The following is a 14,018-nucleotide window of genomic DNA, read 5'->3' as shown; positions in this document are numbered from 1 at the left end:
CGCCGGCCTCGCTCAGACCAGACCCGCCCACTGAAAGTGGCGGGTCCAGGTCCGACTTACTTGCTATACACGTACACCCCACGCCCCGTCTTGCGCCCCAGGTAGCCCGCGGCCACCATCTCGCGCATCAGCATCGCCGGACGGTACTTCGGATCGGCGAACTCGGTGTACAGCACTTCCATCACCGCCAGCATGGTGTCCAGCCCGATCATGTCGGCCAGCGCCAGCGGTCCGATCGGATGGTTGCAGCCCAGCTTCATGCCCTCGTCGATCTCTTCCGGCGAGGCCAGGCCTTCGCCCAGCACGCAGAACGCCTCATTGATCATCGGGCACAGGATGCGGTTGACGACGAAGCCCGGGCTGTTCCTGACCGTGATCGGGTACTTGCCCAGTTCCCTGGCCAGCGCTTCGACGGCGCCGTGGGTGGCGTCGCTGGTCTGCAGGCCGCGGATCAGTTCGACCAGCGCCATCACCGGCACCGGGTTGAAGAAGTGCATGCCGATAAAGCGGTCGGCGCGCGACGTCACCGCAGCCAGCTTGGTGATCGAGATCGACGAGGTGTTCGACGCGATGATGACGTTGTCGCCGACGATGCCGTCGATCTGCTTGAGGATCTTGACCTTGAGGTCGTAATTCTCGGTGGCGGCCTCGATCACGATGTCGGCGGCCTTGAGGTCGTCATACGACGTGCTGCCCTTGATGCGCGCCAGCGCGTCGGCCTTCTGCGCCTCGGTCAGCTTTTCCTTCTTGATCAGCCGGTCCAGGCTGCCCGACACCGTGGCCACGCCCTTCTGAACGGCGGCGTCGCTGATGTCGACCATCACCACGTTCAGTCCCACCACTGCGCAGGCCTGGGCGATGCCATTGCCCATGGTGCCGGCACCGACGATGCCTACAGTCTTGATTGCCATCTTGTCTTCCTCTGCTTGCTTGGTTGAATGCTTGGATGCGTGATTCAGGGCGCCTGCTCGCGCAGCGCCGCGATGATGCGTTCGGCATGCCCCTTGAGCACTTCCGGCTCCTGCATGTCGCGCGCGTGGCCGCGCAGCGACTGGTCGTTGTAGCGCGGCACGATGTGGAAATGGATGTGCGGCACGGTCTGGCCCGCCGCGGCGCCGTTGAACTGGCCGATCGAGATGCCGTCGGGGTTGAAGGCCGCGCGCACCGCGCGCGCCACGCGCTGGGTGGCGACGATGGCGGCCTGGGCGCCGCGCTCCGACAGGTCGAACAGGTTGACCGCGGCTTCCTTGGGCACCACCAGCGTATGGCCGTCGGCCTGCGGCATGATGTCCATGAAGGCGATGGTGTCGTCGTCCTCGTACACCTTGATGCACGGCATTTCGCCGCGCAGGATCTTGGCAAAGATGTTGTTCGGGCTGTACTGGGTGTCCATGGTCTTGTGTTGCGGTTGTCTCGGAATTAGTTGCCGCCAGCGCTATGGTGCGGCCAGGGTGCGGCGCAGCATTCGAGTGTAACGCAGGGCGGCCCTTCACCGCGGCCGCCCTGCGCGATTACCGGTCAGCGCGTGGATCGGGGTCTACATATTGCGCCGGTATTGCCCGCCGACCTCGAACAGCGCATGCGTGATCTGCCCCAGCGAGCAGACCCGCACCGCGTCCATCAGCACCGCGAACACGTTCTGGTTGTCGATCACCGCCTGGCGCAGCCGCTGCAGCATCGCCGGGGCTTCGTCGGCATGAGCCTGCTGGAATGCCTGCAGGCGCTCGAGCTGGCTCTGCTTCTCGGCCTCGCTGGAACGCGCCAGTTCCAGCTTCTGCGGCACCGGGTCGCCGTCCGGATTGCGGAAGGTGTTCACGCCGATCAGCGGCAGCGTGCCGTCGTGCTTGAGCTGCTCGTAGTAGAGCGATTCCTCCTGGATCTTGCCGCGCTGGTAGCCGGTCTCCATCGCGCCCAGCACGCCGCCGCGCTCGGCGATGCGCTCGAACTCCTGCAGCACCGCCTCTTCCACCAGGTCGGTCAGCTCCTCGATCAGGAAGCTGCCCTGGTTGGGGTTCTCGCACTTGGCCACGCCCCACTCGCGGTTGATGATCAGCTGGATCGCCAGCGCGCGGCGCACCGATTCGCCGGTGGGCGTGGTGATGGCCTCGTCGTAGGCGTTGGTGTGCAGCGAATTGCAGTTGTCGTAGATCGCGATCAGCGCCTGCAGCGTGGTGCGGATATCGTTGAAGTCGATCTCCTGCGCATGCAGCGAGCGCCCCGAGGTCTGGATGTGGTACTTCAGCTTCTGGCTGCGCTCGTTGGCGCCGTACTTGTCGCGCATGGTCACGGCCCAGATGCGGCGCGCGACGCGGCCCAGCACGCTGTACTCGGGGTCCATGCCGTTGGAGAAGAAGAACGACAGGTTGGGCGCGAAATCGTCGATATGCATGCCGCGCGCCAGGTACGCTTCCACATAGGTGAAGCCGTTGGACAGCGTGAACGCCAGCTGCGAGATCGGGTTGGCGCCGGCCTCGGCGATGTGGTAGCCCGAGATCGACACCGAGTAGAAGTTGCGCACCTGGTGGTGCACGAAGTACTCCTGGATATCGCCCATCACCTTGAGCGAGAACTCGGTGGAGAAGATGCAGGTGTTCTGGCCCTGGTCTTCCTTCAGGATATCGGCCTGCACCGTGCCGCGCACGTTCTGCAGCACCCACGCGCGGATCTTGGCCTCTTCGTCGGCGGTGGGATCGCGGCCGTTGTCGGCGCGGAACTTGTCGAGCTGCTGGTCGATGGCGGTGTTCATGAACATCGCCAGGATGGTCGGCGCCGGGCCGTTGATGGTCATCGACACCGAGGTGCTCGGGCTGGTCAGGTCGAAGCCGTCGTACAGCACCTTCATGTCGTCGAGCGTGGCGATCGACACGCCCGAGTTGCCCACCTTGCCGTAGATATCGGGGCGCAGGTGCGGGTCTTCGCCGTACAGCGTGACCGAGTCGAACGCGGTCGACAGGCGCTTGGCATCCATGCCCTGCGACACCAGCTTGAAGCGCCGGTTGGTGCGGAAGGCATCGCCTTCGCCGGCGAACATGCGCGTGGGGTCTTCGTTCTCGCGCTTGAACGCGAACACGCCGGCGGTGTACGGGAAGCTGCCGGGCACGTTCTCGCGCATCAGCCACTTCAGCACCTCGCCGTCGTCGTCGAAGCGCGGCAGCACCACCTTGCGCACCTTGGTGCCCGACAGCGTGGTGGTGACCAGCCCGGTGCGGATCTCCTTGTCGCGGATCTTCACCACGTATTCGTCGCCGCTGTAGGCCTCGCGCATCTGCGGCCACATTGCCAGCAGCTTGCGCTCGACCTGGCCCAGCGCGCTGTCGCGCTCCGCGGCCAGCGCGTCCAGCGCGGCGCCGTCGCCCTGCGCGGCCTGCAGCATGCGGCTGGCTTCGCGCAGCTGCTGGCGCTCGCGAGCGATGCGGCTCTGCTCGGCGACGCGGCGGTGGTAGGCACGCACGGTGTCGGCCAGCTCGGCCAGGTAGCGGCTGCGCGCCGGCGGCACGATCACGTTCTGGCCGGTGGAGATGCGCCCGGCCAGCACCGGCAGCGTGCCCGCCTTCACCTTCAGGCCATGTCCGGCCAGCGCCTCGCGCAAGCCCTGGTACAGCATGGTGACGCCATCGTCGTTGAAGCGCGACGCCTGGGTGCCGTACACCGGCATGTCCTCGGGCTTGCCGTGCCACTGCTCGCGGTTGCGCTGCACCTGCTTGGCCACGTCGCGCCAGGCATCCTGCGCACCCTTGCGGTCGAACTTGTTGATGGCGACGAAGTCGGCGAAGTCGAGCATGTCGATCTTCTCGAGCTGGCTGGCGGCGCCGAACTCGGGCGTCATCACGTACAGCGACAGGTCGACGTGCGGCACGATGGCGGCGTCGCCCTGGCCGATGCCCGAGGTCTCGACGATCACCAGGTCGAAGCCCGCCACCTTGCACGCGGCGATCGCATCAGGCAGCGCCTGCGAGATCTCGGAGCCGGCCTCGCGCGTCGCCATCGAGCGCATGAAGATGTTGGGGTGGTTGATCGCGTTCATGCGGATGCGGTCGCCCAGCAGCGCACCGCCCGACTTGCGCCGCGACGGGTCGATCGAGATCACGGCGATCGACAGCGCGTCCTGCTGGTCGAGGCGGAAACGGCGGATCAGCTCGTCGGTCAGCGACGACTTGCCGGCGCCGCCGGTGCCGGTGATGCCGAGCACGGGGATTGATGCCCGCTGCGCCTGGGCATGCATCGCCGCCACCAGCGCCGCATCGGCCTTGCCGTTCTCGAGCGCGGTGATCAGCTGCGCCAGCGCGCGGCGGTCGCCGGCGGCGACGGGATCGAGCGAGGCGGGCGCATAGCGGCTCAGGTCGAGGTCGCAGCGCTGCACCATGTCGGCAATCATGCCGGCCAGGCCCATGCGCTGGCCGTCCTCGGGGCTGTAGATGCGGGCCACGCCGTAGGCCTGCAGTTCGCGGATCTCGTCGGGCACGATCACGCCGCCGCCGCCGCCGAAGACCTGCACGTGTTCGCCGCCCTTGTCGCGCAGCAGGTCGACCATGTACTTGAAGTACTCGACATGGCCGCCCTGGTAGCTGGAGATCGCGATGCCCTGCGCGTCTTCCTGCAGCGCGGCGGTCACGATCTCCTCGACCGAGCGGTTGTGGCCGAGGTGGACCACCTCGCAGCCGTGCGACTGCAGGATGCGGCGCATGATGTTGATCGACGCGTCGTGGCCGTCGAACAGGGATGCGGCGGTGACGAAGCGCACCTTGTTGACCGGGCCGGTGCCGGGCTGCACCGGCTTGGGCTGGGGCGCGCCGCGGCGCACATCATGGACATCGGAAAGGTCGGTCATTGTCTCCACCGTGTCGGGGTGTTGGCTGCGACCGCGGCGTCCGCCGGCGCCGTTCTGTGCCGGCTTGGCTGGAAACGCGCGGGCTGCGCCCCGGGGTTGGGGCGGGTCGATTGTATGACGTTGACGTTAACGTAAATCAATGGGGCGGAACCCGGACGGCGGGGTGCCGGCGTCCTTATAGAGTAGGTGTCTGCGCGCTGCGGACAAACAAAAGGCCACCTTGCCGGTGGCCTTTGCGCCGCATCCAGATGACTGCCTGCCGCGTTACCGGCACAACGCCCATATCCGCGGGCATTCGCCGAACGCATCGGTGCTGTGCTCGGTCACCCGATGCCGCAGCGCGCGCAGCCACGCGGCCAGCCGTTGCATCGACCACGGCGCGGGCGTCTGCGCCAGCGTGAAGCGCGCCCCCGTACCATCGCCGGACAGCCAGACCCTATAGCCCTCGGGCAGCGCCAGTTCCTGGCCCGGTTCCAGCCAGATATCGTTGGGATTGCCTTCCACCGTCACCCACAGCTTGCCCGCCGCCGCGCAGACGGTCTGCCCGTAACCGGCACGCCAGCTCACCGGCAGTCCGGGTTGGTCCAGTTCGAAAGTCCGTAGTTCGCGCATGTTGCACTCCTTGTCAGCCCGGCGGTCAGCGCGGGTGCCGGAGCATCCTGGATGCGGATGCCGGCGCCTTCGTCCGCCACGCTTCCATTATTCGCATCCCTCACTACAATCCCATGTACAGTTGTGAACAGTTTTCGATGGACTGTTCAGTAGTTTTTCCTGACAGTTGCCTGCCCACCGCCCCTCACCGGCAGCCCACCGGCAGCTCCCCGGCAGCTCCGCCCATGAAACTCATCTTAGATGCTTCCACCGGAATTCCACTGACCGAGCAGATCGTCGACGGCGTGAAGGCGTGGATCGGCAATCGCGAGGCGCGCCCCGGCGCGCGGCTGCCGTCGATCCGGCAGCTGGCGGCCGAGAACGGCATCAGCCGCTTCCCGGTGATCGAGGCCTATGACCGGCTGGTGTCGCAGGGGCTGCTCGATTCGCGGCAGGGGTCGGGGTTCTATGTGGCGGACAGTCCGCTGGCGGGGCGCTCGGCGCGCGGCTGGTCGGACCCCAGCCTGGCCGAGGACCTGTCCGACCATATCCTGGAGCAGTTCAACCACCCCAGCGGCACGCTCAAGCTGGCGGGCGGCTTCGTCCCCGAGAGCTGGCGCGACGTGGAGGGCCTGACGCAGGCGATCCGCGCGATCTCGCGCAACGAGATCGACAGCGTGATCCACTACGCCACGCCGATGGGCCATCCGGAGCTGCGCCGCCAGGTGCTGCTGCGCGTGCGCCAGCTGGGCATCGCGGCGGAACTGCCGCAGGTGCTGATCACTACCGGCGCCAGCCAGGCCCTGGACCTGGTGGTGCGCCACCTGCTCAAGCCGGGCGACACGGTGTTCGTCGAAGACCCCGGCTACTACAACCTCTTTGGCCTGCTGCGCCTGCACGGGGTGCAGCTGGTGGGCGTGCCGCACACGCCCGACGGCCCCGACCCTGACGCCACCGCGGCGCTGCTGCGCCAGCACAAGCCCAAGCTGTTCTTCACCAACAGCGTGCTGCAGAACCCGACCGGCTCGACGCTCGCGCCGCCGGTCGCGTTCCGGCTGCTGGAGCTGGCGCGCCGCCATGGCTTCCGCTTTGTCGAGGACGATATCTTCTCGGACTTCCAGACCCACTTCACCGACCGGCTGGCCACGCTCGACCAGCTCGAGCACGTGATCTACATCGGCGGCTTCTCCAAGACGGTGTCGGCCTCGCTGCGGATCGGCTACCTGGTGGCCGACAAGGCGCTGGTCAAGGACCTGGTCGATGTGAAGGTGCTGACCAGCGTGGCCGGCTCGCACTTTGCCGAAGCGGTGACCGCGGCGCTGCTGGAGCGCGGCGGCTACCGCAAGTACGTGGAGCGGCTGCGCTTGCGCGTGCGCGAGGCCGTCGCCAACGCGGTGCGCCAGCTGCATGGCAACGGCTGGGAGGTGTTCTGCCAGCCCTCCGGCGGCAACTTCCTGTGGGCGCGCCCGCCCGGCATCGAGGACTCGCGCGAGCTGGTGACGCTGGGCGAACAGTTCGGCGTGACGCTGGCGCCGGGCAACTACTTCCGCCCGGGCGGCGAGACCTCGGCGTGGATCCGCATCAACGCCGCCTATGCCAACGAGCCGCGCGCGGTGGCGTTCATGAAGGCGGCAGCGGAGCGCGGCGCGCGCTGACCTCAGCCGCCGTGGTTATGCAGCACGGCATTGCGCCGCGCATAGGCGAAGTAGATCACCAGCCCCAGCGCCAGCCACACCAGGAAGGCGACCCAGGTCAGCGCCTGGAGGTGGGCCATCAGGAACAGGCAGAAGCCGATCGACAGCAGCGGCACCACCGGCACGCCCGGGCAGCGGAACGCGCGCGGCAACTCGGGCCGGGTCTTGCGCAGCACCAGCACCGCGACCGAGATCAGCGTAAAGGCGGCCAGCGTGCCGATATTGATCAGCTCCGCCAGCACGTTCAGCGGCACGAAGGCGGCAATCGCGGCAAACACGACGCCGACGGTCCAGGTGGCGAAATACGGCGTGGCATGCACCGGATGCACCGACGACAGCCGCTCGGGCAGCAGCCCGTCGCGCGACATGGCGAAGATCACGCGGGTCTGGCCGTAGGTCATCACCAGGATCACCGTGGTCATGCCGAGGATCGCGCCCAGGTCGACAAAGCCCGCGACCCAGTTCTGCCCGGCGAACTGCAGCGCCAGCGAGACCGGATGGTCCACCCCGGCAAACTTCGCGAACGGCACGATGCCGGTCATGATCGCCGCCACCACCACATACAGCACGGTGCAGACCGCGAGCGAGCCGATGATGCCGATCGGCAGGTCGCGGCGCGGGTTGCGCACTTCTTCCGCGGCCGAGGTCACGGCATCGAAGCCGATAAAGGCGAAGAACACCAGCGCCGCCGCATTGAAGATGCCGGCAAAGCCGAACGGCGCGAACGGCTGCCAGTTGGCGGGCTGCACGTGCCACACGCCCACCGCGATAAACAGCAGCACCACGCCGATCTTCACCGCCACCATCAGGTTGTTGACGCGCGCAGACTCGCGCACGCCGTACGACACCACCCAGGTGATGGCCAGCATGATCAGGCACGCCGGCAGGTTCAGCACGGTCTGCACGCCCGGCACCGAGCCTGGCGCCGCGCTCAGCGCGGCCGGCAGCTTCATGCCGAAGCCGGCCATCAGCGACTGGAAATAGCCCGACCAGCCCACCGACACCGCCGACGTCGCCAGCCCGTATTCCAGCAGCAGGTCCCAGCCGATCATCCACGCGACGATCTCGCCCAGCGTGGCGTAGCTGTAGGTATAGATCGAGCCCGACACCGGGATCGCCGAGGCGAATTCCGCGTAGCACAGCGCGGCAAAGCCGCACGCCAGCGCCGCGATCACGAACGACACCGTCAGCGCTGGCCCCGCGGTCAGCGCGCCGGTGCCGGTCAGCACGAAGATGCCGGTGCCGATGATGGCGCCGATGCCCATCAGCACCAGGTCGACCGGACCCAGCACCTTTTTCAGGCCGTCATCGCGCGCGACGGCCAGCATAGCGTCGATGTCCTTGGTGCGGAACAAGCTCATTCAAACTCCCTGCAACGGTGGCCGGGCCCCGCGGCGGCAATGCCGGGGCCCGGAAAAAAGGGCGCTAGTGTACGCCGCTGGCCGGGCGCATGCATCACTTGCGCCGTGCCAACGCGTTGCAGGAATGATAGGAAAGGCGCGCCGGGCCGGCACTGACGGCGGGCAAGGCCCGCGCTCAGGCGTGCGCGAGGATATTGACCAGCTGCCCGAACGGGTCGCGCACAAAGAAGCGCCGCACGCCCCATGGCTCGTCGGCCGGGCCGTATTCGACGGCAAAGCCGGCCGCCACCATGCGGCGGTGGGCTTCGTCGACATCGTCGACCTCGATCGACAGCGCGGGCACGGGCGTGCCGTTGCCGCCTTCGACGGCAAAGCTGACCTGGGTCCGCGCCGCGGCATCGCTGCCGTAGGTGCGGATCCAGCCGTGGTCCATCAGCAGCTCCAGGCCCAGCACATCCTGGTAGAAGGCGCGGGCCCGGCCGGGATCGGCGGTGCCGATGTTGGCGACGATGCGGTTGACCTTCATGCCCGCGCTCCGCTGCTTACTTCGCCACCGGCATGGTGAACTCCGCGCCCTTGGCGATCGAGTCCGGCCAGCGCTGCATCACGCTCTTGTAGCGCGTGTAGAAGCGCACGCCCTCTTCGCCATAGGCATGGTGGTCGCCGAACAGCGAGCGCTTCCAGCCGCCGAACGAATGCCACGCCATCGGCACCGGGATCGGCACGTTGATGCCGACCATGCCGACCTGGATCTGCCGCGCGAACGCGCGCGCGATGCCGCCGTCGCTGGTGTAGCACGACACGCCGTTGCCGTACGCGTGCGCGTTGATCAGCGCCACCGCCTCGGCAAAGTCGTGCACGCGCACCACCGACAGCACCGGGCCGAAGATCTCTTCCTTGTAGATCGTCATCTCCGGCGTCACATGGTCGAACAGCGTGCCGCCGACGTAGAAGCCGTTCTCGTGCCCGTCGACCGTGTGGCCGCGGCCATCGGTCACCAGCGTCGCGCCCTCTTCCACGCCCTTCGCGATATAACCCTCGACCTTGGCCTTGTGCGCGCCGGTCACCAGCGGGCCCATCTCGGCATCGGCCTCCATGCCGTTGCGGATCTTCAGCGCACGCGCACGCTCGGCCAGTCGTGGCACCAGCCGGTCGGCGACGTCGCCGACCGCGACCGCCACCGAGATCGCCATGCAGCGCTCGCCGGCCGAGCCGTAGGCGGCGCCGATCAGCGCATCGACGGCCTGGTCCAGGTCGGCATCGGGCATCACCACCAGGTGGTTCTTGGCGCCGCCCAGCGCCTGCACGCGCTTGCCGTGCTTGGTCCCTTCGGTATAGATGTACTCGGCGATCGGGGTCGAGCCGACGAACGACAGCGCCTGCACGTCGGGGTGCGCCAGCAGCGCGTCGACCGCTTCCTTGTCGCCCTGCACCACGTTGAACACGCCGTCGGGCAAACCGGCCTGGCGCAGCAGGTCGGCAATCAGCAGGCTCGGCGACGGGTCGCGCTCGGACGGCTTGAGCACGAAGGTATTGCCGCACGCCAGCGCCACCGGGAACATCCACATCGGCACCATCACCGGGAAGTTGAACGGCGTGATGCCGGCCACCACGCCCAGCGGCTGGCGCAGGTTCCAGTTGTCGATGCCGCCGCCGATGTTGTCGGTGAAATCGGTCTTGAGCAGGTTGGGGATGCCGCAGGCGAACTCCACCACCTCGATGCCGCGCGTGACTTCGCCCTTGGCATCCGAGAACACCTTGCCGTGCTCGCGCGTGATCAGCGCGGCGAGGTCGTCGTGGTGCTGGTCGAGCAGTTCCTTGAACTTGAACAGGATGCGCGCGCGGCGTAGCGGCGGAGTGTCGGCCCACGCCGGAAACGCGGCCCTGGCGGCGGCGACGGCATCGGCCACGTCCTGCGCCGTACCCAGCGCGACGCGTGCGGAGACTTCGCCGGTGGCGGGGTTGAATACATCCGCCTGGCGCTGGCCGGCGGCGCGGCGCACGGTGCCGCCGATGAAATGATGGACTTCGGCCAGTTGCCGGTTTTCTGCGATGCTCACTTGGGGTTTCCTTCGATGGCCGCGGCGCGCAACACAGCGCGCCCCGGCGTGCAATCAGGGAGGCCGGGCCCGCGGGCCCGGCGGCAATGGGAGGCGGCGCGGGCCGCCGGCTCGATGTGCCTTACTTGATGTCCTGCAGCGCCTTCTTGACCGTATCGAACATCTCGCCGATCTGCGCCTCCGAGATGATCAGCGGCGGCGAGAACGCCAGGATGTCGCCGGTGTAGCGCACCAGCACGCCCAGCTCCAGGCACTTGAGGAAGGCCTCGTAGGCGCGCGCGCCGGGCTGGCCCGGACGCGATTCCAGCTCGATGCCGGCCACCAGCCCGTAGTTGCGGATGTCCTTCACGTGCGGCGCGCCGCGCACGCCGTGCGCCGCGGCCTCGAAGACCGGCGCCAGTTCGGCGGCGCGGCCGAACAGGTTCTCGCGCTGGTACAGGTCGAGCGTGGCGATGGTCGCCGCGGCGGCAACCGGATGGCCCGAATAGGTATAGCCGTGCAGCAGCTCGATCGTACCCGGTGCGGCCGAATTGACCACGGCGTCATGCACCTCGCGGCGCACCGCGACGGCGCCCATCGGCACCGCGGCGTTGTTGATCGCCTTGGCCATGGTGATCAGGTCCGGCGTCACCTTGAAGCGCTCGGCCGCGGTGGCGGCACCGAGGCGGCCGAAGGCGGTGATGACCTCGTCGAAGATCAGCAGGATGCCGTGGCGGCTGGTGATCTCGCGCAGCTTTTCCAGGTAGCCGACCGGCGGCACCAGCACGCCGGCGGAGCCTGCCAGCGGCTCGACGATCACCGCGGCGACGTTGGCCGGGTCATGCAGCGCCAGGATGCGCTCGAGCTCGTCGGCCAGGTGCGCGCCCCATTGCGGCTGCCCCTTGGAGAAGGCGGCCTCGGCCAGGTTGAGCGTGGCCGGCAGGTGGTCGGTACCCGGCATCAGGTTGGCCGAGAAGGCCTTGCGGTTCGGCCCGATGCCGCCCACCGCCATGCCGCCGAAGCCGACGCCGTGGTAGCCGCGCTCGCGGCCGATAAAGCGCGTGCGCTGGCCTTCGCCGCGCGCGCGGTGGTAGGCCAGCGCGATCTTCAGCGCGGTGTCGACCGACTCCGAGCCCGAGTTGGTGAAGAAGATGCGGTCCAGCCCCTGCGGCATGATCGCCGCCACCTTGGTGGCAGCCTCGAACGACAGCGGATGGCCCATCTGGAACGGCGGCGCATAGTCCAGCGTGGCCGCCTGGCGTGCCACCGCCTCGGCAATTTCCTTGCGGCAGTGGCCTGCGGCCACGCACCACAGGCCGGCGCAACCGTCCAGGATCTGGCGGCCGTCGTGGGTGGTGTAGTACATGCCGCTGGCCGACGCCAGCAGGCGCGGCGCCGCCTTGTACTGGCGGTTGGCGGTGAAAGGCATCCACAGCGCATCGAGATCGGGAATCACGGTCTTGGCGGCGTCCATACGTTCTCCTGGAGGAATCGGGTCGGTGGGCGGCGCCGCGCTGGGGGCAGCGGCGGCGATGAAGGCCACTCTACCGGCGGTGGCTGGCCGACAAAATATACAGTCCGGACAACCTCGCCTTACCGTACAGTTTGGCCACGCCAAACCGTACAGGCAAGCGGCACTCCGGTGCCGGCCCCAGGCACTCGCGCCGTGCGCCGCCTCTGCCGCCGCAGGGGCATGGCGCGCTGCACCGCGGCAATTTTCGCTGGATGGAACGTTAGCGGTCGCGAGCACGCCGCCAGCCGCTAAACTGTACAGGTCCACGCCCAGCCCGAGTGCACGATGCTGACCCTGAACCTGACCCGCAGCCGCCGCGACGGCGACACCCTGACCGAGCAGATCGTCGCCGGCATCGCCGCGCTGGTCGAGCAGCGCGCGCTGCGGGCCGGCGCGGCGCTGCCGTCGGTGCGGCGCTTCGCCCAGCATCATCACGTCAGCACCTTCACCGTGGCCGAGGCCTACGGTCGGCTGACCGCGCTCGGCTACCTGGCTGCGCGGCCCGGCTCGGGCTACACCGTGGCGCACCGCCACGCGCCGGCCGGCAATGCGCGCGCGCCGCAATGGGAGGCGCCGGGACTGAACGCGGCCTGGCTGCTGTCGGACGTGTTTGCCGACCATTCGGTGCCGATCAAGGCCGGCGCCGGCTGGCTGCCGGGCGACTGGCTCAACGAGGAAGGCCTGCACCAGGCCATGCGCGCATCGGCGCGGGTGCCGGCGGCGCAGCTGTCGGGCTACGGCCATCCGTATGGCTTTGCGCCGCTGCGCGAGCACATTGCCGCGGGCCTGGGCCAGTACGGCATTCCGCTGCAGGCGCAGCAGGTGGTGCTGACCCAGGGCGCGACGCAGGCGCTGGACCTGGTGGTGCGCACGCTGCTGCGCGCCGGCGATACCGTGCTGGTGGAATCGCCGTGCTACTGCAACCTGCTGCAGATCCTGCGGCTGGCCGCGCTGCGTGTGGTCGGCGTGCCGCGCACGGCGGCGGGACTGGACACGGATGCACTCGAAGATGCGCTGCGCGCCCATGCCCCGCGCGCGCTGTTCATCAACACCGTGCTGCAGAACCCGACCGGCGCCAGCCTGACCAGCATGAACGCCTTCCGCGTGCTGCAACTGGCCGAGCAGCACCGGCTGCTGGTGGTCGAGGACGATATCTACCGCGAACTGGCGCCGGCCGGCTCGCCGATGCTGGCGGCCATGGACGGGCTGTCGCAGGTGGTCTATGTCAACGGCTTTTCGAAGACCATCACGCCGTCGCTGCGGGTCGGCTACCTGGCCGCCAGCCCGGACCTGGCCAAGGCCTTCGCGCGTACCAAGATGGCAGTCGGCCTGACCTCATCGGAGGTGACGGAGCGGCTGGTGTATTCGGTGCTGACCAGCGGCCACTACGGTCGCCATGTGGCGGCATTGGCGGAACGGCTGCGCGCGCAGCAGGACCGCGTCACGGAAAGGATGGAAGCCCACGGGCTGGAGGTGCTGCTGCGCCCGGAAGGCGGGATGTTCGCGTGGGCGCGCCTGAACGAAGCGGTGCAGGCGCGCTGGCTGGCCAGCCGGCGCGGCGGACCGCTGCTCGGCAACCGGCTTGCCACGCTGGCGCTGGAGCATGGCATCTGGCTGGCGCCGGGATCGTATTTCGAGCCGGACGAAACCGACTCGCCATGGATCCGCTTCAACGTGGCCACCGGCGATGCGCCGCAGCTGTGGCAGTTCTTTGACAGCCTGGCGCAGGCGCGCGAGGCGGCTTGAGGTGGAGGGATGCAGCCCGGCCGGCGCTCAGCTCCAGAGACGCTCGACCAGCCAGCCGGCGGTGGCGCAAACGCCTACCCAGGCGGCAAGACAGGTGGCAATAAAGCGATAGCTCATCTCGGTACGGTCAACAAAGATATGACGGGGGCGTGAATTTTTCGCTGGATCATACATCCATTCATGAATGTATGTAAGCGAAAGACAAGATTCCTTACGACTATCGCGGGTATGTTGTTGTGTATAAGG

At 68.0% G+C, this 14,018-nt stretch carries 10 protein-coding genes; 2 read left to right on the top strand and 8 right to left on the bottom strand.

Going from position 1 to position 14,018, the window contains the following annotated elements; all coding sequences use genetic code 11:
* Positions 1-56 precede the first annotated feature (56 nt).
* The 4 genes from A2G96_RS02495 to A2G96_RS02480 all read right to left on the bottom strand — a co-directional run bounded on the left by A2G96_RS02495 (position 57) and on the right by A2G96_RS02480 (position 5,440).
* Positions 57-959, bottom strand: coding sequence for a 3-hydroxybutyryl-CoA dehydrogenase (locus tag A2G96_RS02495; RefSeq protein WP_470290490.1), 903 nt, complete (start codon positions 957-959; stop codon positions 57-59).
* Positions 956-1,393: an HIT family protein gene (locus A2G96_RS02490; RefSeq protein ID WP_062796468.1), complete on the bottom strand. Its 438-nt coding sequence runs from the start codon at positions 1,391-1,393 to the stop codon at positions 956-958. Before A2G96_RS02490 ends, A2G96_RS02495 begins: the two co-directional genes overlap by 4 nt.
* A gap of 144 nt (positions 1,394-1,537) precedes the next feature.
* A complete protein-coding gene (gene icmF, locus A2G96_RS02485) occupies positions 1,538-4,828 on the bottom strand; it encodes a fused isobutyryl-CoA mutase/GTPase IcmF (RefSeq protein ID WP_062796466.1) in 3,291 nt (1,096 codons plus the stop codon).
* 264 nt (positions 4,829-5,092) lie between these two features.
* Entirely contained in the window at positions 5,093-5,440 is a 348-nt protein-coding gene (locus A2G96_RS02480; RefSeq protein ID WP_062796464.1) for a DUF2917 domain-containing protein, read from the bottom strand.
* A gap of 224 nt (positions 5,441-5,664) precedes the next feature.
* On the opposite strand from A2G96_RS02480, the gene A2G96_RS02475 reads away from it, so the two are divergent.
* Positions 5,665-7,074 (top strand): aminotransferase-like domain-containing protein, encoded by a 1,410-nt coding sequence (locus A2G96_RS02475; protein ID WP_062796463.1) that lies wholly within the window; start codon positions 5,665-5,667, stop codon positions 7,072-7,074.
* A gap of 2 nt (positions 7,075-7,076) precedes the next feature.
* Here the strand turns inward: A2G96_RS02475 and A2G96_RS02470 are convergent, their stop codons facing one another.
* The 4 genes from A2G96_RS02470 to aptA form a co-directional block, all read right to left on the bottom strand.
* Positions 7,077-8,474, bottom strand: a complete 1,398-nt coding sequence (locus tag A2G96_RS02470; RefSeq protein WP_062796462.1) for an amino acid permease — start codon at positions 8,472-8,474, stop codon at positions 7,077-7,079.
* A gap of 175 nt (positions 8,475-8,649) precedes the next feature.
* Positions 8,650-9,000, bottom strand: coding sequence for a glyoxalase superfamily protein (locus A2G96_RS02465; protein ID WP_062796461.1), 351 nt, complete (start codon positions 8,998-9,000; stop codon positions 8,650-8,652).
* Between the two features lie 16 nt (positions 9,001-9,016).
* The gene (locus A2G96_RS02460) at positions 9,017-10,534 is read right to left on the bottom strand and encodes a CoA-acylating methylmalonate-semialdehyde dehydrogenase (RefSeq protein WP_062796460.1); all 1,518 of its coding nucleotides are present in this window, start codon (positions 10,532-10,534) and stop codon (positions 9,017-9,019) included.
* A 121-nt stretch (positions 10,535-10,655) separates the two neighbouring features.
* Positions 10,656-11,987 (bottom strand): omega-aminotransferase AptA, encoded by a 1,332-nt coding sequence (gene aptA, locus A2G96_RS02455; protein WP_062796459.1) that lies wholly within the window; start codon positions 11,985-11,987, stop codon positions 10,656-10,658.
* Positions 11,988-12,311: 324 nt separating this feature from the next.
* Between aptA and A2G96_RS02450 the strand changes: the two genes are divergently transcribed.
* Positions 12,312-13,772: an aminotransferase-like domain-containing protein gene (locus A2G96_RS02450; protein ID WP_062796458.1), complete on the top strand. Its 1,461-nt coding sequence runs from the start codon at positions 12,312-12,314 to the stop codon at positions 13,770-13,772.
* Positions 13,773-14,018 lie beyond the last annotated feature (246 nt).

This window comes from Cupriavidus nantongensis (genome assembly GCF_001598055.1).
In the GTDB taxonomy this organism is placed as follows: domain Bacteria; phylum Pseudomonadota; class Gammaproteobacteria; order Burkholderiales; family Burkholderiaceae; genus Cupriavidus; species Cupriavidus nantongensis.
The sequence above is the reverse complement of the archived record's forward strand: the minus strand, read 5'-3'. Positions and strand labels throughout refer to the sequence as shown.

Bases quoted from the DNA above. Each gene is read 5' to 3' on its own strand.
- A2G96_RS02475 (WP_062796463.1), top strand. From the start codon at position 5,665: ATGAAACTCATCTTAGATGCTTCCACCGGAATTCCACTGACCGAGCAG.
- A2G96_RS02480 (WP_062796464.1), bottom strand. From the start codon at position 5,440: ATGCGCGAACTACGGACTTTCGAACTGGACCAACCCGGACTGCCGGTG.
- A2G96_RS02470 (WP_062796462.1), bottom strand. From the start codon at position 8,474: ATGAGCTTGTTCCGCACCAAGGACATCGACGCTATGCTGGCCGTCGCG.
- A2G96_RS02450 (WP_062796458.1), top strand. From the start codon at position 12,312: ATGCTGACCCTGAACCTGACCCGCAGCCGCCGCGACGGCGACACCCTG.
- aptA (WP_062796459.1), bottom strand. From the start codon at position 11,987: ATGGACGCCGCCAAGACCGTGATTCCCGATCTCGATGCGCTGTGGATG.
- A2G96_RS02490 (WP_062796468.1), bottom strand. From the start codon at position 1,393: ATGGACACCCAGTACAGCCCGAACAACATCTTTGCCAAGATCCTGCGC.
- A2G96_RS02465 (WP_062796461.1), bottom strand. From the start codon at position 9,000: ATGAAGGTCAACCGCATCGTCGCCAACATCGGCACCGCCGATCCCGGC.
- icmF (WP_062796466.1), bottom strand. From the start codon at position 4,828: ATGACCGACCTTTCCGATGTCCATGATGTGCGCCGCGGCGCGCCCCAG.